The organism is Tsukamurella strandjordii, assembly GCF_039525985.1.
In the GTDB taxonomy this organism is placed as follows: Bacteria; Actinomycetota; Actinomycetes; order Mycobacteriales; family Mycobacteriaceae; genus Tsukamurella; species Tsukamurella strandjordii.
Genome location: NZ_BAAAII010000002.1, coordinates 684,060 through 706,102 on the forward strand (window position 1 = coordinate 684,060; position 22,043 = coordinate 706,102).

At 69.5% G+C, this 22,043-nt stretch carries 24 protein-coding genes; 12 read left to right on the forward strand and 12 right to left on the reverse strand.

All coding sequences use genetic code 11. From position 1 onward, the window contains the following. Nucleotides 1–5: 5 nt before the first annotated feature. Nucleotides 6–1,154: an N-acetylglucosamine-6-phosphate deacetylase gene (locus ABD108_RS04075; protein ID WP_425579766.1), complete on the forward strand. Its 1,149-nt coding sequence runs from the start codon at nt 6–8 to the stop codon at nt 1,152–1,154. A gap of 44 nt (nt 1,155–1,198) precedes the next feature. Here the strand turns inward: ABD108_RS04075 and ABD108_RS04080 are convergent, their stop codons facing one another. Genes ABD108_RS04080 through ABD108_RS04100 form a run of 5 tightly spaced genes read right to left on the reverse strand, consistent with a single transcriptional unit; the run spans nt 1,199 to nt 6,316 of the window. After that, nucleotides 1,199–2,029: a PhzF family phenazine biosynthesis protein gene (locus ABD108_RS04080; RefSeq protein WP_343929473.1), complete on the reverse strand. Its 831-nt coding sequence runs from the start codon at nt 2,027–2,029 to the stop codon at nt 1,199–1,201. A gap of 1 nt (nt 2,030) precedes the next feature. Continuing rightward, on the reverse strand, nt 2,031–2,666 hold the full coding sequence (locus ABD108_RS04085; protein ID WP_305110111.1) for an MSMEG_1061 family FMN-dependent PPOX-type flavoprotein: 636 nt from the start codon (nt 2,664–2,666) through the stop codon (nt 2,031–2,033). A 43-nt stretch (nt 2,667–2,709) separates the two neighbouring features. Further along, nucleotides 2,710–3,465, reverse strand: coding sequence for an amino acid ABC transporter ATP-binding protein (locus tag ABD108_RS04090; RefSeq protein ID WP_220656508.1), 756 nt, complete (start codon nt 3,463–3,465; stop codon nt 2,710–2,712). Continuing rightward, complete coding sequence (locus ABD108_RS04095) at nt 3,462–4,910, reverse strand: ABC transporter substrate-binding protein/permease (protein ID WP_220656509.1); 1,449 nt, start codon at nt 4,908–4,910, stop codon at nt 3,462–3,464. Before ABD108_RS04095 ends, ABD108_RS04090 begins: the two co-directional genes overlap by 4 nt. A gap of 2 nt (nt 4,911–4,912) precedes the next feature. Beyond that, nucleotides 4,913–6,316 carry an amidase gene (locus ABD108_RS04100; protein ID WP_220656510.1) on the reverse strand — a complete coding sequence of 468 codons (1,404 nt, stop codon included), beginning with the start codon at nt 6,314–6,316 and terminating at the stop codon, nt 4,913–4,915. A gap of 101 nt (nt 6,317–6,417) precedes the next feature. On the opposite strand from ABD108_RS04100, the gene ABD108_RS04105 reads away from it, so the two are divergent. From ABD108_RS04105 to ABD108_RS04115, 3 genes are read left to right on the forward strand one after another with little or no spacing between them, the layout of a single operon-like run. Then, nucleotides 6,418–6,819 (forward strand): ArsR/SmtB family transcription factor, encoded by a 402-nt coding sequence (locus tag ABD108_RS04105; RefSeq protein ID WP_255585509.1) that lies wholly within the window; start codon nt 6,418–6,420, stop codon nt 6,817–6,819. After that, nucleotides 6,816–7,313 (forward strand): SRPBCC family protein, encoded by a 498-nt coding sequence (locus tag ABD108_RS04110; RefSeq protein ID WP_220656511.1) that lies wholly within the window; start codon nt 6,816–6,818, stop codon nt 7,311–7,313. Before ABD108_RS04105 ends, ABD108_RS04110 begins: the two co-directional genes overlap by 4 nt. 10 nt (nt 7,314–7,323) lie before the next feature. Then, complete coding sequence (locus tag ABD108_RS04115; protein WP_220656512.1) at nt 7,324–8,943, forward strand: adenylate/guanylate cyclase domain-containing protein; 1,620 nt, start codon at nt 7,324–7,326, stop codon at nt 8,941–8,943. On the opposite strand, the gene ABD108_RS04120 is transcribed toward ABD108_RS04115, so the two are convergent. The 4 genes from ABD108_RS04120 to ABD108_RS04135 all read right to left on the reverse strand — a co-directional run bounded on the left by ABD108_RS04120 (nt 8,844) and on the right by ABD108_RS04135 (nt 11,094). Next, entirely contained in the window at nt 8,844–9,374 is a 531-nt protein-coding gene (locus tag ABD108_RS04120) for a GNAT family N-acetyltransferase (RefSeq protein ID WP_220656513.1), read from the reverse strand. The genes ABD108_RS04115 and ABD108_RS04120 overlap by 100 nt on opposite strands. 50 nt (nt 9,375–9,424) lie before the next feature. Further along, the gene (locus ABD108_RS04125; RefSeq protein WP_343929475.1) at nt 9,425–10,453 is read right to left on the reverse strand and encodes an MBL fold metallo-hydrolase; all 1,029 of its coding nucleotides are present in this window, start codon (nt 10,451–10,453) and stop codon (nt 9,425–9,427) included. 73 nt (nt 10,454–10,526) lie between these two features. Then, nucleotides 10,527–10,880, reverse strand: a complete 354-nt coding sequence (locus tag ABD108_RS04130) for an RNA-binding S4 domain-containing protein (RefSeq protein ID WP_305110118.1) — start codon at nt 10,878–10,880, stop codon at nt 10,527–10,529. Nucleotides 10,881–10,884: 4 nt separating this feature from the next. Further along, on the reverse strand, nt 10,885–11,094 hold the full coding sequence (locus ABD108_RS04135; protein ID WP_220656516.1) for a hypothetical protein: 210 nt from the start codon (nt 11,092–11,094) through the stop codon (nt 10,885–10,887). A 39-nt stretch (nt 11,095–11,133) separates the two neighbouring features. Between ABD108_RS04135 and ABD108_RS04140 the strand changes: the two genes are divergently transcribed. From ABD108_RS04140 to ABD108_RS04170, 7 genes are all read left to right on the forward strand, one after another. Continuing rightward, on the forward strand, nt 11,134–11,586 hold the full coding sequence (locus ABD108_RS04140) for a SixA phosphatase family protein (protein WP_220656517.1): 453 nt from the start codon (nt 11,134–11,136) through the stop codon (nt 11,584–11,586). Nucleotides 11,587–11,596: 10 nt separating this feature from the next. Further along, entirely contained in the window at nt 11,597–12,028 is a 432-nt protein-coding gene (locus ABD108_RS04145) for a SixA phosphatase family protein (protein WP_220656518.1), read from the forward strand. A 106-nt stretch (nt 12,029–12,134) separates the two neighbouring features. Continuing rightward, nucleotides 12,135–13,016, forward strand: a complete 882-nt coding sequence (locus ABD108_RS04150; protein WP_220656519.1) for a hypothetical protein — start codon at nt 12,135–12,137, stop codon at nt 13,014–13,016. Between the two features lie 4 nt (nt 13,017–13,020). Beyond that, on the forward strand, nt 13,021–13,716 hold the full coding sequence (locus ABD108_RS04155; RefSeq protein WP_220656520.1) for a hypothetical protein: 696 nt from the start codon (nt 13,021–13,023) through the stop codon (nt 13,714–13,716). After that, a complete protein-coding gene (locus ABD108_RS04160) occupies nt 13,716–14,174 on the forward strand; it encodes an Rv0361 family membrane protein (RefSeq protein WP_220656521.1) in 459 nt (152 codons plus the stop codon). The genes ABD108_RS04155 and ABD108_RS04160 overlap by 1 nt, the downstream gene beginning before the upstream one ends. A 31-nt stretch (nt 14,175–14,205) precedes the next feature. Next, nucleotides 14,206–15,846 (forward strand): dihydroxyacetone kinase family protein, encoded by a 1,641-nt coding sequence (locus tag ABD108_RS04165; RefSeq protein WP_220656522.1) that lies wholly within the window; start codon nt 14,206–14,208, stop codon nt 15,844–15,846. A gap of 143 nt (nt 15,847–15,989) precedes the next feature. Beyond that, nucleotides 15,990–17,168 carry a thiolase family protein gene (locus ABD108_RS04170; protein ID WP_220656523.1) on the forward strand — a complete coding sequence of 393 codons (1,179 nt, stop codon included), beginning with the start codon at nt 15,990–15,992 and terminating at the stop codon, nt 17,166–17,168. 72 nt (nt 17,169–17,240) lie between these two features. Here the strand turns inward: ABD108_RS04170 and ABD108_RS04175 are convergent, their stop codons facing one another. The 3 genes from ABD108_RS04175 to ABD108_RS04185 form a co-directional block, all read right to left on the reverse strand. Next, entirely contained in the window at nt 17,241–18,668 is a 1,428-nt protein-coding gene (locus tag ABD108_RS04175; protein ID WP_220656524.1) for an acyltransferase, read from the reverse strand. 138 nt (nt 18,669–18,806) lie between these two features. Then, nucleotides 18,807–19,526: an SDR family oxidoreductase gene (locus tag ABD108_RS04180; RefSeq protein ID WP_343929703.1), complete on the reverse strand. Its 720-nt coding sequence runs from the start codon at nt 19,524–19,526 to the stop codon at nt 18,807–18,809. Between the two features lie 5 nt (nt 19,527–19,531). Next, the gene (locus ABD108_RS04185) at nt 19,532–20,893 is read right to left on the reverse strand and encodes an MFS transporter (RefSeq protein WP_305110120.1); all 1,362 of its coding nucleotides are present in this window, start codon (nt 20,891–20,893) and stop codon (nt 19,532–19,534) included. A gap of 138 nt (nt 20,894–21,031) precedes the next feature. Between ABD108_RS04185 and ABD108_RS04190 the strand changes: the two genes are divergently transcribed. Further along, entirely contained in the window at nt 21,032–21,931 is a 900-nt protein-coding gene (locus tag ABD108_RS04190) for a LysR family transcriptional regulator (RefSeq protein ID WP_255585510.1), read from the forward strand. The last annotated feature ends 112 nt before the right edge of the window (nt 21,932–22,043 follow it).

Below are 22,043 nucleotides of genomic sequence, written 5' to 3' on the forward strand. Positions count from 1 at the left end.
CCGAGCTGCTGCGCGGCACCGTCGTGACCCCGTCCGGGACCATCGACGACGGTGTCGTGGCCCTGACCGGCCCGACGATCACCGAGGTCGGACCGGCCTCGGCCTTCCCCGCCGCCGACCTCCCCGCACCGTCGGATCTGGTGTACCTGCCCGGGATGATCGACGTGCACTGCCACGGCGGCGGAGGCTTCGGCTTCCCGGACTCCGATGCCGACGGCGCACGGTCGGCCGCACGGCACCACCTGCTGCGCGGGACCACCACGCTGCTTGCCTCGCTCGTCTCGGCCGCGCCCGAGAAGCTGCTGGAGCGGATCGCCGTGCTGGCGCCGCTCGTGGACGAGGGCACCGTGGCCGGCCTGCACCTGGAGGGCCCCTTCCTCGCGCAGGAGGTGTGCGGCGCACAGGATCCGCGGTACATCATCGACGGCGATCCGGACCTGCTGCGCCGCCTGCTGGACGCGGCCGACGGCCGGATCGCCTCGATGACGGTGGCCGCCGAGACCCCGCACTTCGCGGAGCTGGCTCGGCTGCTGTCCGAGCGCGGCGCCGTGGTCTCGGTGGGGCACACCGCCGGCGATTACGACACCGTGGCCTCCGCGCTCACCGCGCCGCAGGGTCCGGTGAGCATCACCCACCTGTTCAACGGCATGCACCCGATGCATCACCGGCATCCGGGCGCGGTGGGCGCCGCGCTCGCCGTGGCGGGCGAGGGCCGGGCCGTGGCCGAGGTGATCGGCGACGGCGTGCACCTGGCGGCGGGCACGGTGGCCATGGTCTTCGCGACCGTGGGCGCCGACCACATCGCCCTGATCTCCGACGCCATGCAGGCGGCCGGGATGCCCGACGGGCAGTACACGCTCGGTCCGCTCGATGTGACCGTGGGCGGCGGGGTCGCGCGCCTGACCACCACCGACGGCACGCCCGGCGCCATCGCGGGCGGCACCGCCTCCGTGCTCGACGTCGCCGTGCGCGCGGTCCGCGATTCCGGTGTCCCCCTCGCCGATGCGGCGCGCGCCGGTGCCACCACGCCGGCCCGGCTGCTGGGCCTCACCGATCGCGGCGAGCTGGCCCCGGGCCTGCGCGCGGACGTGCTGGAGCTCGGCTCCGATCTCGCGCTGCGCCGCGTGCTGCGCGCCGGCATCGAGATCGTCTGACGCCTCCCTAGGGACACGCCACCCCTGTGGAGGGTCGGCTGAACTCAGGCGAGGTCGAGGTCGCCGGTGATCGTGGTGCGGGTGGCGCCGCCGATCCAGATGTCGCCGTCGATCCGCTCCACGTGCACCCGTCCGCGGCGTCCGAGAACGGTTCCCTGCGAGGCGATGTAGCACTCCGGCAGCGCGCCGGCACCGATCAGCCACTGCGCCAGGCCCGCGTTGAGGGAGCCGGTCACCGGGTCCTCGGGGACGGCGAGGCCGGGGCAGAAGGCACGCACCTCCACGGCGCAGTCCGCTCCGCCCGGGTACCGGCCCACGGCGCCGATCTTCAGGTCGCCCATCGCGGCGAAGTCCGGTTCGAGGGCCAGCACCGCATCGGCGTCGGGCAGCAGGGCCGCCACCCAGCCGGGGCCGTTGTCCACCCACTGGGCGGCGCGCACCTCGTCAGGCCGCACCCGCAGGCCGGCGGCGATCCGCGCCACCGTCGCGGCATCGACGGATCCGCTGCGCCGCAGGGGCGGTGCCGCGAAGGCCAGGGTGTCCCCGAGGCGCAGCCGGACGAGCCCGGCCGCACATTCCTGTACGACGGTGCCGGCCCCGGCCGGGTGTCCCCCGGCCTCCAGCCAGGCGTGCGCGCTGCCGAGCGTGGGATGCCCGGCGAAGGGGAGCTCGCCGCCGGGGGTGAAGATCCGCAACCGGTAGTCGGCACCGGAATCGGTGGGGCGCAACAGGAAGGTGGTCTCGCTCAGGTTGGTCCAGCGCGCGAAGGCCGCCATCTGCGCGTCGGTGAGATCGTCGGCGTCGTGCACCACCGCCACGGGGTTGCCGAGCAGCGGCTCGGCGGAGAAGACGTCGACCTGTCGGAAGCGGTGCATGTCAGTACAGGTCCCGTCCGTACCCGGCCCCGTAGTAGCGGTCGAGTTCCTCCATCGGCTCCTCCGGACGCTCCAGCTTCTTGGCGATCACGGCGCGGCGGGGCACCCCGTGATCGTCGTCCTCGGTGGGCCAGCTCGACGGGTCCCAGGCCTCCGAGCGCAGGAAGGCCTTGCTGCAGTGGAAGAAGACCTCGTCGATCGCCACCTCGGTGATCATCAGCGGCAGCTTGCCCTGCACCGCCATCAGCGGGGCGTACTCGGCGTCCGCGAGCACCACCCCGGTGCCGTTGATCCGCAGCGTGTCGCCGCGCCCGGGCACCACGAATTCCACCGCGATGTGCGGGTCCTGCAGCAGATTCTTCAGGCCGTCCACGCGCCGGTTCCCCGGCCGGTCCGGCAGCGCGACGGTGCGCTCGTCGAGCACCAACACCGACCCCGCCGGATCGCCCTTGGGTGAGACGTCGAGGTTGCCGCCGGCGTCGCAGGTGCCCACGAAGTACAGCCGCGATGCGGCGAGGAAGGCGCGATGCACATCGGTGAGCTCCGTGCGGACCTTGTCGCGCACCCGGTCGATCGGCTGCGGGATCAGCTCGCGCAGCTCGACCTCCGTGGTCACCTGCCTACGGGCGTGCTCCATGCGTCCACGATAGGCGGCGCGGCCCCCGCGACGGAAACGCCTTTCAGAGCGGGTTGAGGATGCGGTCGAGGAATTCGCGGGTGCGCTCTTGGGTGGGCGCCCCGATCACGTCCGCGGGCCGTCCGGATTCCAGCACCACGCCGCGGTCGACGAACAGCACCTGGTCGGCCACATCGCGCGCGAAGGCCATCTCGTGGGTCACCACCACCATGGTGCGGCCCTCGGTGGCGAGATCGCGCATCACGGACAGCACATCGCCCACGAGCTCGGGGTCGAGCGCGGACGTCGGCTCGTCGAACAGCACGACCTTCGGCCGCAGCGCCAGGGCCCGGGCGATGCCCACGCGCTGCTGCTGCCCGCCGGAGAGCTGGTGCGGGTACTTGTCGGCGTGGTCTGCCAGGCCCACCCGGGCGAGCAGCTCGCGGGCCTCGGCGTCCGCCTCACCGGCCGGACGCTTCTGCACCACGACGGGGCCCTCGGTGACGTTCTGCAGCGCGGTCTTGTGCGGGAACAGGTTGTGCGATTGGAAGACCATGGCGCTCTGCGCGCGGTACCGCGCGAGGGACGCCTTATCGGGTGCGCCGGCGTCGAAGTCCACGGTCTCGGATCCGACGGTGACGGTGCCCCCGTCGGGCATCTCGAGCGCGTTGAGCGACCGGAGCACCGTGGTCTTGCCGGAACCGGACGGTCCGATGATCACCGTCACGGTGCCCTCCGGCACGGTGAAGTCGACCCCGCGCAGCACCTGCGCATCGCCGAAGGACTTGGTGAGGCCGGATACCGAGATCAGGTCGGTCATCGCGCCACGTACCTTTCGAATCGGGTCTCCAGCGAGGACTGGACGAAGCTGAGCACCTGGCAGATCACCCAGTAGTAGCAGGCCGCCACCACGTACATGACGAAGAAGTCGTAGGTGGGCGCGGCGGCGATCTGCGCGGTGCGGAACAGTTCGGTGACCAGGATGGTCGAGGCCAGCGAGGTGTCCTTGACCAGGGAGATCAGCGTGTTCGCCAACGGCGGCGTCGCGACCCGGGAGGCCTGCGGCAAGATGATGCGCCGCAGTGAGGTGCGGTAATCCATGCCGATGGTGGTGGCCGCCTCCCACTGGCCGCGCGGCACCGCGCCGATCGCGGCACGGATGATCTCGGCGGCGTAGCCGCCCACGTTGAGCGAGAAGGCCACCACCGCGGCGAGGAACGGATCGATCGAGATCCCCGCGAGGGGCAGGCCGAAGAAGATGATCACCAGCTGCACCAGCAGCGGGGTACCGCGGATGATCGAGATGTAGGCGCGGGCGAGACCACTCACCGCGCGGCGCTTGGACATCCGCGCCAGCGCCACCCCGAGGGCGATCGCGAGCCCGATCACGAAGCTGATCGCGGTGAGCGGAATGGTCTTGGTGACCGTGGCCTCGGCCAGCGGGACCAGGTTGCGGCGCACCATGTCCCAGGTGCTCGACGATCCGCCCGCAGCGGCGCGGCTCTCGGCCTGCGCGCCGAAGTACTTCTGCGAGATCCGCTCGGCGGTGCCGTCGGCGCGGATCTCCGCGAGTCCGCGGTTGACCTCGGTCATGATCGCCGACCCTTTGCGGGCGGCGAACACCGATTGCGACTTGTCGGGGGTCTCGGCGGCGATCTTCACCGGGGCACCGGGGTTCACGGCGAGGTAGTTGCGCACCACGCCGGTGTCGTTGACCACCGCGTCCACCCGGCCCTGGGCCAGCACGTTGACGGCGTCGGTGAAACTGTTGACCGCCTCGATCTTCGCGCCGGCCTTCTCGGCCACGCCGGACCAGCTGCTGGTGACGCTCTGGGCGGTGGTCTTGCCCTTGAGATCGGCGAGCGAGGTGATGGAGGTGTCGTCCTTGCGGACCAGGATCGAGCCGCCGGTCTGCAGGTACGGATCGGACAGGGCGTATTTGGCCGCGCGTTCGTCGCTGTAGGTCACCTGGTTGGCCACCAGATCGAAGCGGTTCGCCTCCAGCGCGGCCATCATCGAATCCCACGGGGTCTCGACGAATTCCACCCGCCACCCGATCTTCTGGGCGATGGCGGTGATCATCTCCACGTCGTAGCCGGTGAGCTTGTCGTCCTGATCGTGGTAGCTGTACACCTGGTACACACCCTCGGTGCCCACCCGCAGCACACCCGGATCGGGAAGCGCCGGTTCGGCGTTCGCGGGCAGCGGGCCCGCCACCACCAGCAGGGCGAACAGCGCGGCGAGCACGCGCCGGAGCATCGGCATCGTCAGGTCCTCGGATCGAGAGTCGGGAAGGGCGAGAGGCCCTCCAGTTGATAGGCCACGTCGAGCAGGGTGGCCTCGTCGCCGGGGCCCGCGCCCCACACTTGCACCGATCCGGGCAGTCCGCAGGGCATCAGGGTGTGCGGGACGGCGATCGCCGGCGCGCCGGCGATGTTGTTTACCGGGGTGAAGCCCACGTAGTCCACCAGTTTCGCCATCAGCTCCTCGAAGGGCTGATCGGGCGACATCTCGCCGAGCAGCGGGGCCGGGGTCGCCAGCACCGGACTGAGCAACAGATCGTAGGTGTCGAGCTGGCGGGCGTACAGCTCGGAGGTGCGGCGCAGCCGGGCGATCGCGGGACCGAGCCGCAGCGCCGACGATTTGAGCATCGCCAGCAGGCCCGTGGTCATCGGGTCGAGTTCGGCGGGCCGGAAGCCGCGGCCGTTGGCGGCCTTGGAGATCCCCACCTCGGCGCCGGCCATGGCGGACCAGTACAGCGTGAAATCGTCGATGAACCGCTCGTCGATGGACAGCGCGTGCGGTTCCACGGTGTGCCCGGCGTCGCTGAGCACCCGTGCCGCGGAGAGCACCACGTCGAGGACCTCGGGATGCACCTCCCGCCCGCGGATGTCGCGGGTGATCACGCCGATCCGCAGCCGCCGGTCCGACGGTCCGCGCACCAGCCCGATCGGGGGCAGGCCCGCCGCGGGGGCGTAGGCCTCCGCGGCGGCGAGGTAGTGCGCGGTATCGCGCACCGTCCGGGTCAGCACGCCCTCGGTCACCAGGTTCACGGGCAGCTGGCGCACACCGGGCTGATCCTCCATCCGGCCGCGGGAGGGCTTGAGCCCCACCAGCCCGGCACAGGCGGCCGGGATGCGGATGCTGCCGCCACCGTCGTTGCCGTGCCCGATCGGAACCACGCCCGCGGCAACCAACGCGGCGGTGCCGCCGGACGATCCGCCGACGGACCGGTCGGTGTCCCAGGGGTTGCGCGCGGGCGGCCGCCCGCCGGCGAACTCGGTGCTGGCGGTGAGCCCGAACTCGGGCATCTGGGATTTGCCGAGGGCCGTGAATCCCTGTGCCAGGAACTGTTTCGCGGGCGGCGAGGAGCGCTTCACCGGTTTCGGGGTGAAGGCCGCCGACCCGAAGCAGGTGGGCATGCCCGCGACGTCCACGTTGTCCTTGACGAAGGTGGGAACGCCGCCGAAGAGCCCGCCGCGGGGCGTCGCCTGCTCGGCATCGTCGTAGGCGGCGTACGCCACCGCGCCGAGCTCCTCCACCGCGCGGGCCCGGGCGATCGCCGCGGCGGTGAGTTCGCGCGGGTCCACCGCCCCGCTGCGCACCGCCTCCGCGGCCCCGAGGGCGTCGAATCCGGTGAGGGCATCGTCGGTGTAAGCGGTGACACGCATGCGTTGTTCTTAGCACCGCGGGGTCCGTCCCGGACAACGAACCTTTTTCAACCAAGGGGTTGAATTAGGCGCGAGGCGGGCGTACCGTCGTATTCAACAGATTGGTTGAATACGAAGGAGGCGGGACCACGAACGACGACATCGACGACCTGTCCAAGGCGTTCGCCGCCCTGGCGGACCCCACCCGGCGCGACATCGTGGCCCGGCTCGCCGACGGCGACGCCACCCTGACGGAGATCGCCGAACACTACGACGTGAGCATCCAGGCCGTGTCCAAGCACCTCACCGTGCTGGAGAACGCCCGGTTGATCAGCAGGACCCGGCGCGCACAGGCGCGCCCCGCCCACCTGGAAGCGGAGGTCTTCGACCTGATGAACGGGTGGATCGAGCGGTACCGGCGCCGCGCCGAGGAGCGCTACCAGCGCCTCGACGCCGTGCTGGCCGACATGAACGACGAAGAGAACCCCACCACCACTACCGAACAACGAGGAGCAGCATCATGACCACCACCAACGCCGAGACCGGCATCGAGGCCTCGACCACCGTCCCGTCGATCACCATCACCCGCGACTTCCGCGCCACCCCGGCGCAGCTGCATCGCGCACACACCGATCCGGACGTCTACACCAAGTGGGTCGGCCCGTCCGACATCGATACCGAGATCGTGCACTGGGACGCGCGCACCGGCGGCAGCTACGCGTACCGCAGCGTGCGCCACGGTCAGAAGGACGGCGAGGAGTTCTGCTTCCACGGCAGCTTCCACGACGTGACGCCCGACCGGATCGTGCAGACCTTCACCTACGACGGGATGCCCGAGTCGGTCTCCCTGGAGACCATGACCTTCGAGGACCTGGGCGACGGCCGCACCCGGCTGCGCTCCACCTCGCTGCTCGACAGCTTCGAGAGCCGCGACGGCATGCTCGCCAGCGGCATGGAGGTGGGCATCGTCGACGGCTACGCCAAGTTGGACGACCTCCTCGAGGCCGGAGACCTGTAGTTTCTGGTCTATGAAGTTGCCGCGGCTGCGCGCCGACTACGGGTCGATCCTCCTGGGCTCCACCGAGGAGAGCTCGCGTCTGACGCGGTTGCGCGTGCAACTGGTGATCACGGTCGGCGTGATCGTGGCCAACCTCATCGGGGTGGGCCTGGCGATCACGCTGTCCGTGGTCGGCATCCCCCAGCCGCCCATCCCGTGGGACGCGTGGTGGATGAACTTCCTGGTGGTGCCGCTCTACATCGGTATCGCCTTCGTGCTCGGCGCCACGATCGGCACCGTCAAGATCGTGCAATCGCTGCGTTGGTCCATCCGGCGCGAAGAGCCCACCGCCGCCCAGGCCAAGGCCGCACTCACCGCGCCCTGGCGGCTCACCGCGCTGCAGGCCGCGCTGTGGGCCGTTGGCACCGTGGTCATGACCGTCGGGTACGGCTCCATCGACCCCGAGCTCATCCCCAAGATCGCGCTGGTGACCGGACTCAGCGGTGTGGTCGTCTGCGCGATCTCCTATCAGATCACCGAATTCGCGCTGCGCCCCGCGGCCGCCCAGGCGCTCGAGGCGGGGTTCCGTGCACCGCGCCGCGGCCGGCTGCGCATGCGCGCGGCCACGGCGTGGGCCATCGGCTCGGGCGTCCCCATCCTGGGCATCGTGTTGGTTGCCGCCTTCGGCACCTTCCGCGACGACACCTCCAAGCTCGACATCTTCATCGCCGTCGCCGCCCTCGGCGGCGTGGCACTGCTCACCGGACCGCTGCTCACGTTGCTCAACACCGACACACTGGTGGCGCCACTGCGCGTGCTGGGCAACGCCATCCGGCAGGTGCGCGACGGCCACACCGACGTCTCCGTACGCATCTTCGACGGCTCCGACATGGGCGAACTGCAGGCCGGCTTCAACGCCATGACCGCGGGACTGGCCGAGCGCGAACGACTCCGGGACCTGTTCGGCCGGCACGTGGGGCGCGATGTGGCCGATGCGGCACTCGGCCTGGGCGTCCAGCTCGGCGGTTCCGAGCAGGTGGTGGCCGTGATCTTCGTGGACGTGGTCGGGTCCACCACCCTGGCCCGGCAGAAGCCCGCCACCGAGGTGGTCGAACTGCTCAACCGCTTCTTCGAGGTGATCGTCACCGAGGTGGAAGCGAACGACGGGCTGGTCAACAAGTTCGAGGGCGATGCCGTGCTCGCCGTCTTCGGCGCCCCACTCCCCCATCCCGATCCGGCCGGCGGAGCGCTGCGTGCGGCGCGCGGTATCGCCGCCCGGCTGCCCTCCGCGGTCCCCGACCTGACGGCGGGCATCGGCGTCTCCTTCGGGACGGTGGTCGCGGGCAACGTGGGCGCGATCGAACGCTACGAGTACACGGTGATCGGCGATCCGGTCAACGAATCCGCCCGGCTGTCCGAGGTGGCCAAGCGCGACACCACACTGCCGGTGGCGGCGGAGGCCGCGATCACCGCGGCCCGCGAATCCGAATCGCAGCACTGGGCCTTCACCGACGCGGTCACGCTCCGCGGGCGCGAGGTGCCCACCCGGCTCTACGCTCCCGGCGCGAGCACCAGCATGTCGTCGACGAAGGTGGTCGATCCCACGGTGAAGGGCTTCTCCCCCGCGCGCACGAATCCGGATTTGGCGTAGAACCGCTTGGCGCGCAGGTTGTCCCGGTTCACGTTCAACCAGACGCCCGCCGTTCTCATCGCCTCGGCATCGGCACGGACCGCGTCGAGGAGCGCCCGCGCGGCGCCGCCGCCGTGCTGCTCCGGGTCGACGTACAGCTTGGACAGGTACGACGAGGGCCGCTCGCGCCACTGCTCCGGCCCCTCCGGGTGCGTGCCGTGCAGCACCAGGGCGTAGCCGAGCGGGCCCCGCGCACCGTCGATCACGAGCACCCGGTGATCCGCGTTCGCGAGGTGCTCGGCGAATCGATCCGGGCCCAGGTGTGCGGCGATGAACGCGTCGATGTGCTCGCGCTCCAGCTCGGGCGGGCAGGCCAGCGGGAAGGTGCGCGCGGCGAGCGATGCGACCGCGGCGGCGTCCGCGGGGGTCGCGGTGCGGACCGTCGGCGACATGGGCGTTCCTCCTGTACGGCGAGCGTCGCGGACCCGCGACGCGATGGAGCCTATCGACGAGCCACCACGTACCGGCGCACGCCGTCGTCGGTGACCACGGCGACATCGCCGCGTTCGCGCAACACCTCCAGGTGGGCGCGGATCTCGCCGACCGCGATCATCCGGTGTTCCACCGGCAGCTCGTCGAGGGCGAGCTTGCGACGGGTCCAGTGCATCGCCCCGGCGATCGCGAACGCGGTGTCCCGGCCGTCGCCCAGCTGGTCCAGCACCTCGGCCAGCCGTTCCTCGTGATGCAGGATCAGCTCCCGCACCCGCTCGTGCGTGCCCGGCAGCACCGGACCGTGCGCAGGGAGCATGACGCCGTCGGCCAGGCCCAGCGTGGCGTCGAGCGAGGCCAGGAACGAGCTCAGCGGGGACTCCTCGGGCGACCACTCGAAACCGATCGACGGGGTGATCCGCGGCAGCACGTGATCGCCCGTGATGAGGGCGCCGGATGCGGTGTGCCGCAGGATCACGTGGCCGCGGGTGTGTCCCGGTGTGGCGATCACGTCGAGGGTGCCGTCGGCGAGGTCGATGCGGTCACCGTGGTCGAGCCAGCCGTCGGGGGCGGCCATCCGGGCGTTGGATTCGACGTTCGGCACGCCGCTGCCCGCGATCCCGTCGGCGAGCTCGTGCGCGCCCTCCTCCCGCAGCTGCCCGACTTGAACGGGGAAGCGCACCGGCGCATCCCGCGAGTAGTCGAGGATGCTCGGCGCCTCACCCCGCCCGATCAGCACCGGGGTGCCGCGGGTGTCGCTCCACAGGCATCCCTGCGAGTAGTGATCGCCGTGGTGGTGGGTGGCCACGGTGAGCGCGATGTCGTCGAGCCCGAAGCCGAGCTCGCCGAGCGCCTGCGTCAGCGCGCGCTCGTTCTCGTCGGTGGCCCACCCGGGGTCGACGAGCACCACACCGTCGGGTCCGGCGGCGAGATAGGCGTTCACGGCGACCAGCCCCGTGATGGGCAGCGGCAGCGGAATCCGGTACAGACCGGGGGCCACCTCGTGCGGGCCCGCCTCGGTCCAGCTCGCCAGTTCGGTCATCCGCGCCACCACATTCCGTATCAGTAGATCTTCTCAGCTCTACCAGATTCGGACGTCGGTGGAGAAATCGGGCCTATCGGCCGAGCAGGCGGTCGGTCTCGCGGCGTTCGCGCTTCGTGGGCCTGCCCGCGCCGCGCTCGCGCTGCGGCATCGACAACACGATCTCCCGCGGCGGCGGGGGCGGGCTGTGGTCGAGGTAGCAGGTGGCGGCCACGGGGGCGCCCACCCGCTTGGGAATGAGGGTGGCCACCTCCACGATCCGTTCGCGGCCGCCGAGCCGCAGCCGCACCTCGTCTCCCACCACGATGTGTTGGGCGGGTTTCGCCGTGGCGCCGTTGACCCGCACGTGGCCGCCCCGGCACGCGGTGGCGGCGGCCGACCGCGTTTTGGTCAGCCGCACCGCCCACAGCCAGGCGTCGACGCGCACGGGCCTAGCGCTTACGCAGCAGCCGCGAGACGCCGACCGCTCCGAGCACGCCGAACGCGACGAGCAGCAGCAGGCCGATCGCGGGGTTGACGACGAATCCAATCACCACGATGATCGCCGCCGGCGCCGCGATCGCGGCCACCATGCCGGGGTGCTGCTTCACGACCTCCAGTGCGGCCTGCTTGCGCGCCGGGTCCAGCTGTTTTCCTGCCATGACACCAATGTACCGGCACATATCGGGCAGGATGGGGGCATGACGGTGCTGGCGCTGATGCGACACGGCGAGGCCGGGATGTCGGTGCCCGACGAGGCCCGCCCGATCACCGCGACCGGCCACGAGCAGGCCCTCCGCTCGGCGAATTGGCTGCGCGATCAGGGGCTGGTCCCGGCGCAGGCGCTCGTCTCGGCCGCGCGGCGCACCGTCGAGACCTTCCGGGCCACGGAACTGGACTGTCCGATGACCGCGACCGAGGCGCTGTACGAGTGCCGCGGGCAGACCGTGCTCGACGAGATCAACGGCGTGCCGGGCGATGTGCCCGTGCTGCTCGTGGTGGGCCACTTCCCCGGGCTCCCCGAGGCCGCGGCGCTGCTGGACCCGGGTGCCGAGCTGCCCGGGTTCGCGCCGGGCACCGTGGTGCTACTCGACCTGGACGACGGTCCCGTGACGCCCGGTTCGGGCCGGTTGCGCGACGCCTTCACCCCGTAGGATGCCCGATATGGCCTCCCTGATCCTGCTGCGGCACGGAAAGTCCGCCTACCCCGACAAGGTGAAGGATCACGACCGGCCGCTCGCGCCGCGCGGGCTGCGCCAGGCCAAGCTCGCGGGCACGGCGATCCGCCGCTACGGGCACACCGTGGATCTGGTGCTGTGCTCGACCGCCGAACGCGCCCGCGCCACGCTGGCGCAGACCGAGGTCGACGCGCCGGTGCGGTACCTGGGCGAGTTGTACGGCGCGTCGGGCGAGGAGATCCTCGCGATCGTCGACGCCGAGCGCGGCGAGGCGGAGACCGTGCTGGTGGTGGGGCACGAGCCGGGCGTCGCCGATGCGGCGCAGCTGCTCGATCCCACCTTCACTCTGACCAAGTTCCCCACATCCGCCTTCGCGGTTGTCGAGGATGGTCACGCGGAACTTCACATCCCTCGCTGACCAGGCAGCTCCGGGCACACACCCGACCCCGCGCGCCCGAGCAATCGTTCGCATATAGTGTGCCGCAGAATCATCGGTCAAGACATTGGGGGATGTCGTGTATCGAGTGAAACGTGTGCTGGCAGCGGTGGCAGGAATGCTCTGCCTGGTTCTGCTGAGCGTCTTTCCAACAACGGTTGCCAATGCAGGCCCGGGCGATGTCTGCCCAGGCGTAGAAGCGGCGATGCGGTCGCTGGGCGATAGGATCGCCGCACACAATGCGGCGCCACACCAGTTCCTTCTCCCCGATCAGATGGCGCAGTACAACGCGTACAACGCAGAGAAGGCCCAGCTCGACACCGAGCAAGCAGCCCTCAAATCGAGGGTGATCGCATGCACAGAAGCTACAGCCTCGGTCGCGAAGACGGTTCCCGGCGGCGCACCGGTGGAGACACGGGCACCAGATGCCATCCGCGACAAACTTGACGCGGGTAAGAGAGCAATACCGCCGAACTGGCAGACCCCACCGATCAGTCGGAAGCCCTCAGGAAAACCCGAGGTTCCGAAGACATCGCCACTCAGATCGATCTATGACTCCCTTCGCGGCGCCTCACCTAAGAAGCCGAAGGAATTCGGAAATGTCATTCTCCAAAACGAACCGAAGCCCAAGATCGGCGACCCGAACCCCGCCTACCCAGGGCAGACTATTGGTCGCAATAGATCAGGTCTTCCCGCCGTGTCTCCCGACCACATCGTTTCACTAGCCGAACTGGTCCAACTCAACAATTTCTGGAGGCTCACCCCTGATCAGATGTATCTACTTTCCACCACTCCCATCAACTTTCAATGGCTACCCACTGGGCCCAACCAATCAAAACAATCCGGAAGTGCCGCTTCCGTCAACCCGCCACCAGATCCGGGGTGGATACGCGCTCAAGTCGCACTCGAAGATCGCGTTCGAGCTGCATTGCAGGATGCAATCGACAAGCTGGTGATAGCGAATGGATGACGGAATGCCCTACCGTATCGAAGAGATCGAAGACGCACTTTCGACAGAGGCAGTAACCGCCCGAGTCGCTACCGACTCAGAAGTCCTCCATAGCAACATGCCTGACCAATGGGTCTTGATTCACGAGAGTCACGATCCCCGACGCAGAACCGAACTCGCTCTGGATCTGTGGGGGCCCGCCATCCGGCAAGCAATTCCACAGTACTTCGACAATCTTGAAACCCGCCTCGACGACGTTCGACTTTTCACACTCACTCTGGACAACGAAAACATTTCTGCGCTCATCTACATCTGTGGTCGAACTAGCTCGAACTTCCCTATTGTGTGGATCGGAAGAATTCCGACGACCGGCGAGCAGGATCTACCTGAGGCGCTCGAACCACTACGAGCCTTCTTTGAGAGCACCCACTCCGAGTTCACAGCCGAAGATTGGATGTCGAACGGGATACTTCCGCCTGAGCAGTACGACGAACTCAGATTTGAATCACGGATTCCAGACGACGACGATGTCGTCCTCGACGACGGCCGAACGATGAACACCGGAGACCTACTCGTTACGGCGAAGTATTCCGGTGCACTCTTCCTGTGCTTGGCACCCGCAACCGGGGAAGGAATCCTAGAATCTGAGGGAAACTTCGATACTGCCGCTCCGTACCTTCCTCATCTCGACCGACTCATGATCCAAGCGTGGGAGGCCTAATGACCCCACCAAGCCTCACACCGGAGCAGAATCGCCGCCGCTGGCGCCTTCTGCTGTGTGGGATCGCCGTCATCACGCTCGTGACCGTGTCGCTCATGGCGGTGGCCATCTGGCGTGGGGGCAGCCTTCTCGGTCCGAGCGCGGAAGCTCAGATCGCATCGACCGCTCGCAGTTTCGCTCACGCTGTCGACACCCGAGATCAAACGACGATGCTCAAGCTGCTCTGCCGCGAGGAAGCAGACCAAGTAACAAGTGACGACGATTACGACCCCGACAACTCGTCGGCCGAAGTCGGCCTCATCCCTCGTCCGTTCCAAGTCCAGTCTGTCCAAGTCCTCAACGACGTTGCCGCCGTCGAATTCTCTCGGTCGGAACCGGTCAGTAGAGGGACCTTGTACCTCACGAAGGAAGACGACACGTGGAAGGTCTGTGACGTCGCGAAGACACGTTTCGAGTAGCGCACCGATTGCGACGCCTACTCTGGGAGCCGTGACCGTACGCGCGCAGTTCGAGAATTCATCGCAGACACTCTTCACCGACGGGCTGCGGGGCCTCCTCGCCGCCCATCCCGACGCCGCGTGGCACCCCGAGGGATTCGTCGCGCGGCGCACGCCGCGCACCGGCGGGGTGGCGCTCGTCTCCGGCGGCGGCTCGGGGCACGAGCCGATGCACGCCGGTTTCGTGGGCGCGGGCATGCTCGACGCGGCGTGCCCCGGGCTGGTGTTCACCTCCCCCAACGCGGTGCAGATCGCGGCGGCCACGCGCGCGGTGGACACCGGCGCGGGCGTGCTGCACATCGTGAAGAACTACACCGGCGACGTGATGAACTTCGCCGTGGCCCGACGCCTGGTGGGCGCCGAGGACGAGGGTCGTCCCGCGGTGCGGACCGATGTGGTGCTGGTGGCCGACGATGTGGCCACCGAAGACACCAAGGGGCCGGGCCGCCGCGGCACCGGCGCCACCATCGTGGTCGAAAAGCTCTGCGGCGCAGCAGCGGATGAAGGACATTCCCTGACGGAGGTCGCCGATCTGGGACGCGGTGTGGCCGAGACCGCGCGGTCGATGGCCGTGTCCTTCTCCGCCTGCACGGTGCCCGGCGCCACCGAGCCGTCGTTCGAGCTGGCCCCCGGCCAGATGGCGGTGGGTGTGGGCATCCACGGCGAGCGCGCCCGCGACGAGCGCGACGCGGTGCCGGCGAAGGAGCTGGTGGCGCACCTGCTCGACCGGATCCTGCCGGGCACCGGCCTGCAGTCCGGCGGCCGGGCCCTGGTGGTGGTGAACAACCTCGGCGGCGTCACCGATCTCGAACTGGGCGTGCTGTTCGGCGAGGCCGTGCAGCAGCTCGCCGACCGCGGCATCGAGGTGGCCCGCTCGCTGGTCGGGCGGTTCGTGACCGCCCTCGACATGGCGGGCGCCTCGATCACCGTGGTGCCGCTCGACGACGAGCGGATCCGCCTGTGGGACGCGCCGACCGCCGCCCCCGGCTGGCCGCACGCGGCCACCGCACCGTCGGCCGTGCCCGAGCTCACCACCGCGCGGCCCGACGACTCCGCCGACGACGGTGCGCCGAACGCCTGGATCTCGGCCTTCGTGGAGCGGGTGCAGGGCGCCGTCGACGAGCTGACCGAACTGGACCGCAAGGCCGGCGACGGCGACTTCGGCACCAACATGGAGGCCGCGCTCGGCCATTACCCGATCCCCTTGCGCGGCACCGACGGTGACGTCCTCGAAGCGGTCGCCACCTCGTACCTGGTGCGCGCCGGCGGCACCTCGGGTGCCGTCTTCGGCACCTTCTTCACCGAGCTCGGCCGAGCCCTGGAGGCCGCGCCCGGCAAGCCCGGATTCGTGACCGGCGTGCGCGCGGGACTCGATGCGGTGCAAGAGCTGGGCGGCGCACAGGTGGGCGATAAGACCGTGGTGGACGCCCTCTCCCCCGCCGCCGATGTGCTCGACGGCGGCGGTTCCCTCACCGAGGCCGCAGAGGCTGCGGCGCAGGGCGTGGCGGCCACGGCAGACAGCGCGGCCTCGCGGGGGCGCGCCTCCTACCTCGGTGACACCGTCAAGGGCGTTCCCGATCCCGGCGCACTGGTGATGTCCTGGCTGTTCGAGGCGGCCGCGCAGCACCTGTAACGGCAGTTCCGGGGTTCCCCCCACCAAGAACGGTCACTAACTTATAGTCGGTTGAGGGGCGTCGTCACCACGGGTGACGACGCCCGGCGGCCGACACCTCTGTCAGGGCATCGGCCGCACCGAGCCCGTCGAGAGGAAAGTCCATGACCGAAGCAGTGATCGTCGACATCGTCCGGACCGCATCCGGCAAGGGCAAGCCCGGCGGCGCCCTGCACGGAGTGCACCCGGCCGACCTGCTGGCGGGCGTGATCCGCTCGCTCGTCGAGCGCAACGACCTCGACCCCGCGCTGGTCGACGACGTGATCGCGGGCTGCGTGCACCAGGTGGGCGACCAGGCCCTCAACATCGCGCGGATCGCGGCGCTCACCGCGGGCCTGCCGGTGGAGGTGCCCGGCACCACGATCGACCGGCAGTGCGGATCGTCGCAGCAGGCCGCGCACTTCGCGGCGCAGGGCGTGATCGCGGGCGCCTACGACATCGTGATCGCGGGCGGCGTCGAATCGATGAGCCGCGTGCCCATGGGCTCGACCTCGGTGGGCGGTGCCCCGATGGCCACGCTCGAGACCCGCTTCCCCAGCCTGCCGCATCAGGGCATCGGCGCCGAGCTGATGGCCGCCCGCTGGAAGCTCGACCGCGAGAGCCTGGACCGGTACGCGGCGGATTCGCACGCCCGCGCCGTGGCCACCCGCGAATCCGGCGGCTTCGATGCCGAGATCGTGCCCGTCACTCTGCCGGACGGTGCCACGCACACCGTCGACGAGACCGTCCGCGCGAGCACCACCGCCGAGGGGCTCGCCGGCCTGCGTCCCGCCTTCGAGGAGCAGAAGTGGGCGGAGCGCTACCCGGAGATCACGTCGTGGTCGATCACGCCGGGCAACTCCTCGCCGCTCACCGACGGCGCCTCGGCCGCGCTCATCATGAGCGCCGAGAAGGCGGCGGCCCTGGGCCTGACGCCCCGTGCGCGGTTCCACAGCTTCGCGGTGGTCGGCTCCGATCCCGAGATCATGCTGAGTGGCCCGATCCCCGCCACCCACAAGGTTTTGCAGCGCGCGGGCCTGAGCATCGCGGACATCGACGCCTTCGAGGTCAACGAGGCCTTCGCCTCGGTCCCGCTGGCGTGGTCGGCCGAATTCGACGTCGACCCCGCGAAGCTCAACCCGCGGGGCGGCGCCATCGCGCTCGGGCACCCGCTGGGCGCCTCCGGCACCCGCCTGCTCACCACCCTGGTCAACCATCTGGAGGCCACCGGCGGGCGGTACGGACTGCAGACGATGTGCGAGGGCAACGGCATGGCCAACGCCACCGTCATCGAACGGATCTAGACGCGGAAACGAGAACCGGGGCCGGCGCGATGCCGGCCCCGGTTCCGTCGTCTCGGGCTCTGCGGTCTCGGGCTACTTCGCCTCGGGGCTGCTCGGCTCGGCCGCCGCAGCGGGACGGGCACCGGCGGGCCCGGCGAAGACGGTGCGGCCCAGCGGCTGCCAGATCAGCAGGATCGCGCCGAAGATCATCGACGAGGCGCCCGCCGGAACGTCCAGCGGCCAGAAGGCGATCGCACCCACCACGACCATGGCGCCGCCGATCAGCAGCGAATTGCGCCCACTCTGCTGCGCCATCGGGATCATCGCGCGCCCCGTCGTGTACAGGCTGGCCGGGGTGCGGCGCAGCACCTCCGCGATGCCCACGGTGAGGAAGCAGGTCACGACGAAGGTGATCGCGGTGACGATCGGCGCGTACACCTCGAACCGGAACCGCTGGATGGTGGGCGCCAACTCCTGCAGGGCGAAGCCGTGCACCAGGAAGATGCCGAAGGAGCGATCGGAGGCGGTCTTGAGGAACCGGTCCCAGAACGAACCGGGGGTGCGGCGCTCGGACCAGATGGTGCCCGCGGCGTACAGGGCCATGATGATCAGGACGAACATCGCGGCGTAGAAGGGGCGGAAGACGTTCGCGGCGGTCACCGGGAACATGCCGTCGTCCACCAGACCCAGGTAGTACATGATCGAGACGGCGATGCTGATGCCGGCGAGCACGATCACCCAGCCGCGGAACCGCGACATGAACTTCTTGACGCCGTCCAGGTGCATGGCCGCCACACAGCCGAGCAGCGTGAAGAACTGGTACGGGATGAACGTGGCGGGCAGGTGGTTCCACAGCTTCGCCAGCAGCCCGTAGTTGAAGATCTCGGGGCGCACCTCGGTCATGTACTGGAGCAGCACGAGGTGGAAGGCCAGGCTCACCGCGAGCAGGTACTTGTGATAGCCCCAGGTCCAGCGGAGGAACTTCAGCAGGAACGGGAACAGCAGGTACACCTGCAGCGTCACGAAGACGAAGTAGAGGTGGTACCAGGCGTCGCCGGTGAGCAGGTCGTACCCGAGCACCTTGAACGCGGTCTTCGTCGATTCCCAGGTCTCGAACGTGCGCCAGACGTTGGAGAACGAGGGCGGCCACATGATGTACATGTGGTACAGCCAGTAGAAAACGGTCCACACCACGAAGGGCAGTCCGACCGCCTTGTAGCGCTTGCGCCAGAACTCGAACGGCTTGAGCTGCCGATCCTTGTACTGGTACACCAGCACGAAACCGGTGAGCGCGAAGAAGGCGTTGCGGGTGTAGTGGAACACCGTCTGCACGGCGTTCGACGCGACGCTGAACGGGAACGTGGTGCCCGAGACGCAGTGGTCGAAGATCACGCCCGCGAAGGTGACGATGCGCACGATGTCGAGCTGGTAGAGGTGCCCGCCCTTGGTCTTGCTGGGGACGTAACCACGCTTGCGTCGCGGCTTCTGCGCCTCCGTCTCCGGTTCGACGCCATCGCTCATGGTTCGGTCCACGCTCACTGAGTTGAATCCCTTATACAGCCAGTTAATACCTGGTCACAGGTCCTAGGTACCGTAACCGGTGGGTCTGCAAGGGTCCAACTCGGCGCGCGTGCCTCCCGCCGATCGACACGATGCGGGTCAGTTCGCGGTCCAGCCGCCGTCCATCGTGTACGACGAACCCGTGACCATCGCGGCCGCCGGGCTGCACAACCAGGACACCAGGCCCGCGACCTCGTCGGGCTCGATGAGCCGCTTGATCGCGGGGCGCGCGAGGAAGACCTCGTCGGTCACCTGCTGTTCGGTGATGCCGTGCGCGGCCGCCTGCTCGGCGATCTGTTTCGCCACCAGCGCGGTGCGCACGTAGCCCGGGTTGACGCAGTTGCTGGTGACGCCGTGCTCGCCGCCCTCCAGCGCCGTCACCTTCGACAGCCCCTCCACGCCGTGCTTGGCGGCCACGTAGGCGGCCTTGTACTTCGACGCCCGCAGCCCGTGCACCGAGGAGACGTGCACGATCCGGCCGAAGCCGCGCTCGTACATCGCGGGCAGCGCCGCGCGGGTGAGCAGGAAGGGCGCCTCCAGCATGAGCGTGGTGATCCGCCGGAACCACGCGGGATCGAAGTCCTCGATGGGCGCCACGTGCTGCACCCCCGCGTTGTTGACCAGGATGTCCACATCGAGCGCCAGACCGGCCAGGGCCCCCGTATCGGTGAGGTCGAGCTCCAGCGCCCGCCCGTCGATCTCCTCGGCCAGGGCGCGCGCGGCGGCACCGTCGCGATCGACGACGGTGACCTGCGCACCGTCGGCCGCGAGCCGGCGGCAGACGGCCGCCCCGATCCCGGCGGCGCCGCCGGTCACCATCGCCCTCACGCGCGGGCCCCGGCGGCCTGCTCGGCCTGCAGGGCCGCCCGGTCCTCCTCGTCGATCGTGGCGAGGTCGATCCCCTTGGTCTCGCGGACGAAGAAGACCGCGAGGAAGGTGATGCCGCACGCGATCGCGAGGTACACCGCGACCGGCACCGACGAGCCGAAGTCCTTGAGCAGCTTGGTCGCGATGATCGGCGCCAGCGAGCCGGCGACGACCGAGGTGACCTGCGCGGCGACCGAGACACCCGAGTAGCGCATCCGGGTCGGGAAGGATTCGGCCATGATCGCGGGCTGCGGCGCGTACATCAGCGCGTGGAACATCAGGCCGATCGTGACCGCCGCGACCACCACCACGCCGTGGCCGGTGTCGAACATCGGGAAGGCGAAGAAGCCCCAGGTCGCGGCGAGGGCGGCCCCGACCCAGTACACCGGGCGGCGGCCGACGCGGTCGGTGAGCGCGCCCGCCAGCGGCATGACGGCGAAGTGCACCGCGTGCGCGATGAGCAGCCACATCAGGATGTCCGAGGTGTCCATCTTCACGACCGTCTTGAGGTACGTGATCGAGAAGGTCACGACGAGGTAGTAGAAGATGTTCTCGCCGAACCGCAGACCCATCGCCGAGAGCACGCCGCGGGGGTAGCGCTTGACGACCTCGACGACGCCGTAGGAGACGGCCTTCTCCTCCGCGATCTGCTGCTGGGCCTCCTTGAAGATCGGCGACTCGTCGACCTGGGTGCGGATGTAGTAGCCCACCAGCACGATCACGGCCGAGAGCCAGAAGGCGATGCGCCAGCCCCACGCGAGGAAGTCCGCCTCGGACAGCGCGTTGGTGAGGATCAGCAGCACGACGGTGGCGGCCAGGTTGCCGCCCGGCACGCCGGCCTGCGGCCATGACGCCCAGAAGCCGCGGGTCTTGTTCGGGCTGTGCTCGGCCACGAGCAGCACCGCGCCGCCCCACTCCCCGCCCACGGCGAAGCCCTGGATGAAGCGCAGCACCACCAGCAGGAAGGGCGCCCAGTAGCCGATCTGATCGAAGGTGGGCAGGCAGCCCATGAGGAAGGTGGCGACGCCGACCATGAGGATCGAGACCTGGAGGAGCTTCTTGCGGCCGAGCTTGTCGCCCAGGTGGCCGAAGACGATGCCGCCGACCGGGCGGGCCGCGAAGCCCACGGCGTAGGTGACGAAGGCCGCGATGATCGCGTCGTACTCGCTGGCGCCGGCCTTGAAGAAGATCTTGTTGAAGACCACCGTGGCGGCGATGCCGTAGAGGAAGAACTCGTACCACTCGACGACGGTGCCCGCCATCGACGCCGCGACAATCTTCCGCAAGCCGCTGGGCTTCTCCAGGTCGGACTCCGCCATACCCACTCCTCGTGTCTCAGGTCACGATCGAGCACCTGATGTGATGCAGGTCATGACCGAAGGAAGTATGGATGCATAGAATTGCAGACACAATGACCACTCACGCCCATCCGATCTGCATCGATGCACAGTCCTGAGGTGCACAGTCCTGAGGCCAGCGCCGACGGCCTGCTCACGCTGCTCGCCGTGGCCCGCACCGGCCGGTACACCGCCGCCGCCGATCTGCTGGGCATCAACCACACCACCGCATCACGTCGGGTGGCCGCCCTGGAGCACGCGCTCGGCGGGCCGCTGCTGGCCCGCGGGGCCGGCGGCTGGGAACTCACCGACCTCGGCCGCACCGCGGTGGGCGCGGCCGAGCGGATCGAGGCCACGCTCCTCGGGCTGCACGCCGACACCGACGACGATCTGCACGGCAAGGTCCGCATCGCCGCCACCGACGGCTTCAGCGCCCGGGTGGTGGCGCCTGCCATCGCGCGGCTGGGCCGCGCCCACCCGCGGCTGTCGGTGGACCTGCTGACGGTGACCCGCCGGGCACCGTCGACCCGATCCGGCGTCGACATCGAGGTGGTGGTCGGACGGCCCGGGACCTACCGGGTCGAACCCACCCTGCTGGCGCCGTATCGGTTGGGGCTCTACGGATCCGAGGACTTCCTGGCCGCCACCGGCATACCCCGGACCCGCGCCGATCTCGGCGGCCGGCCGCTGGTCTACTTCATCGAGTCGATGCTCACCGTGGACGATCTCGACCAGGCGCGGGTGGTGGTCCCCGAGATGGCCGACCGGCTCAGTTCGACCAACGTACTGGTGCACGTGGAGGCGACCCGCGCCGGCACCGGACTGGGCCTGCTCCCGTGCTTCCTGGCCGATACCCACCCCGATCTCGTCCGCGTGCTCCCCGAGGAGGTGGCGGTGGACCTGGAGTACTGGATGGTGGTGCGCCCCGAGGCCGCTCGGCGGCGTGAGGTTGCCGCCGTGGCCGGGGCGCTGCGCGAGCGCGTGGATGCGATGCGGGGCGAACTACTGGGTCTGCGCTGAGGCTGGGCGGTGCGCAACCGCGGACGGGTGGGTCGCCGGTCCCCCTCAACCTGTGACCCGCACCCGACGGCCGGGCCGGCAGCCTTCGCGGCTGCCGGCCCATTCCGTTTGG

Coding starts and splice junctions, on each gene's coding strand:
- ABD108_RS04080 (WP_343929473.1), bottom strand. CDS start 2,029: ATGCACCGCTTCCGACAGGTCGACGTCTTCTCCGCCGAGCCGCTGCTC.
- ABD108_RS04085 (WP_305110111.1), bottom strand. CDS start 2,666: ATGGAGCACGCCCGTAGGCAGGTGACCACGGAGGTCGAGCTGCGCGAG.
- ABD108_RS04090 (WP_220656508.1), bottom strand. CDS start 3,465: ATGACCGACCTGATCTCGGTATCCGGCCTCACCAAGTCCTTCGGCGAT.
- ABD108_RS04095 (WP_220656509.1), bottom strand. CDS start 4,910: ATGCCGATGCTCCGGCGCGTGCTCGCCGCGCTGTTCGCCCTGCTGGTG.
- ABD108_RS04100 (WP_220656510.1), bottom strand. CDS start 6,316: ATGCGTGTCACCGCTTACACCGACGATGCCCTCACCGGATTCGACGCC.
- ABD108_RS04110 (WP_220656511.1), top strand. CDS start 6,816: ATGACCACCACCAACGCCGAGACCGGCATCGAGGCCTCGACCACCGTC.
- ABD108_RS04115 (WP_220656512.1), top strand. CDS start 7,324: ATGAAGTTGCCGCGGCTGCGCGCCGACTACGGGTCGATCCTCCTGGGC.
- ABD108_RS04120 (WP_220656513.1), bottom strand. CDS start 9,374: ATGTCGCCGACGGTCCGCACCGCGACCCCCGCGGACGCCGCCGCGGTC.
- ABD108_RS04125 (WP_343929475.1), bottom strand. CDS start 10,453: ATGACCGAACTGGCGAGCTGGACCGAGGCGGGCCCGCACGAGGTGGCC.
- ABD108_RS04135 (WP_220656516.1), bottom strand. CDS start 11,094: ATGGCAGGAAAACAGCTGGACCCGGCGCGCAAGCAGGCCGCACTGGAG.
- ABD108_RS04140 (WP_220656517.1), top strand. CDS start 11,134: ATGACGGTGCTGGCGCTGATGCGACACGGCGAGGCCGGGATGTCGGTG.
- ABD108_RS04145 (WP_220656518.1), top strand. CDS start 11,597: ATGGCCTCCCTGATCCTGCTGCGGCACGGAAAGTCCGCCTACCCCGAC.
- ABD108_RS04155 (WP_220656520.1), top strand. CDS start 13,021: ATGCCCTACCGTATCGAAGAGATCGAAGACGCACTTTCGACAGAGGCA.
- ABD108_RS04160 (WP_220656521.1), top strand. CDS start 13,716: ATGACCCCACCAAGCCTCACACCGGAGCAGAATCGCCGCCGCTGGCGC.
- ABD108_RS04170 (WP_220656523.1), top strand. CDS start 15,990: ATGACCGAAGCAGTGATCGTCGACATCGTCCGGACCGCATCCGGCAAG.
- ABD108_RS04175 (WP_220656524.1), bottom strand. CDS start 18,668: ATGAGCGATGGCGTCGAACCGGAGACGGAGGCGCAGAAGCCGCGACGC.
- ABD108_RS04180 (WP_343929703.1), bottom strand. CDS start 19,526: ATGGTGACCGGCGGCGCCGCCGGGATCGGGGCGGCCGTCTGCCGCCGG.
- ABD108_RS04185 (WP_305110120.1), bottom strand. CDS start 20,893: ATGGCGGAGTCCGACCTGGAGAAGCCCAGCGGCTTGCGGAAGATTGTC.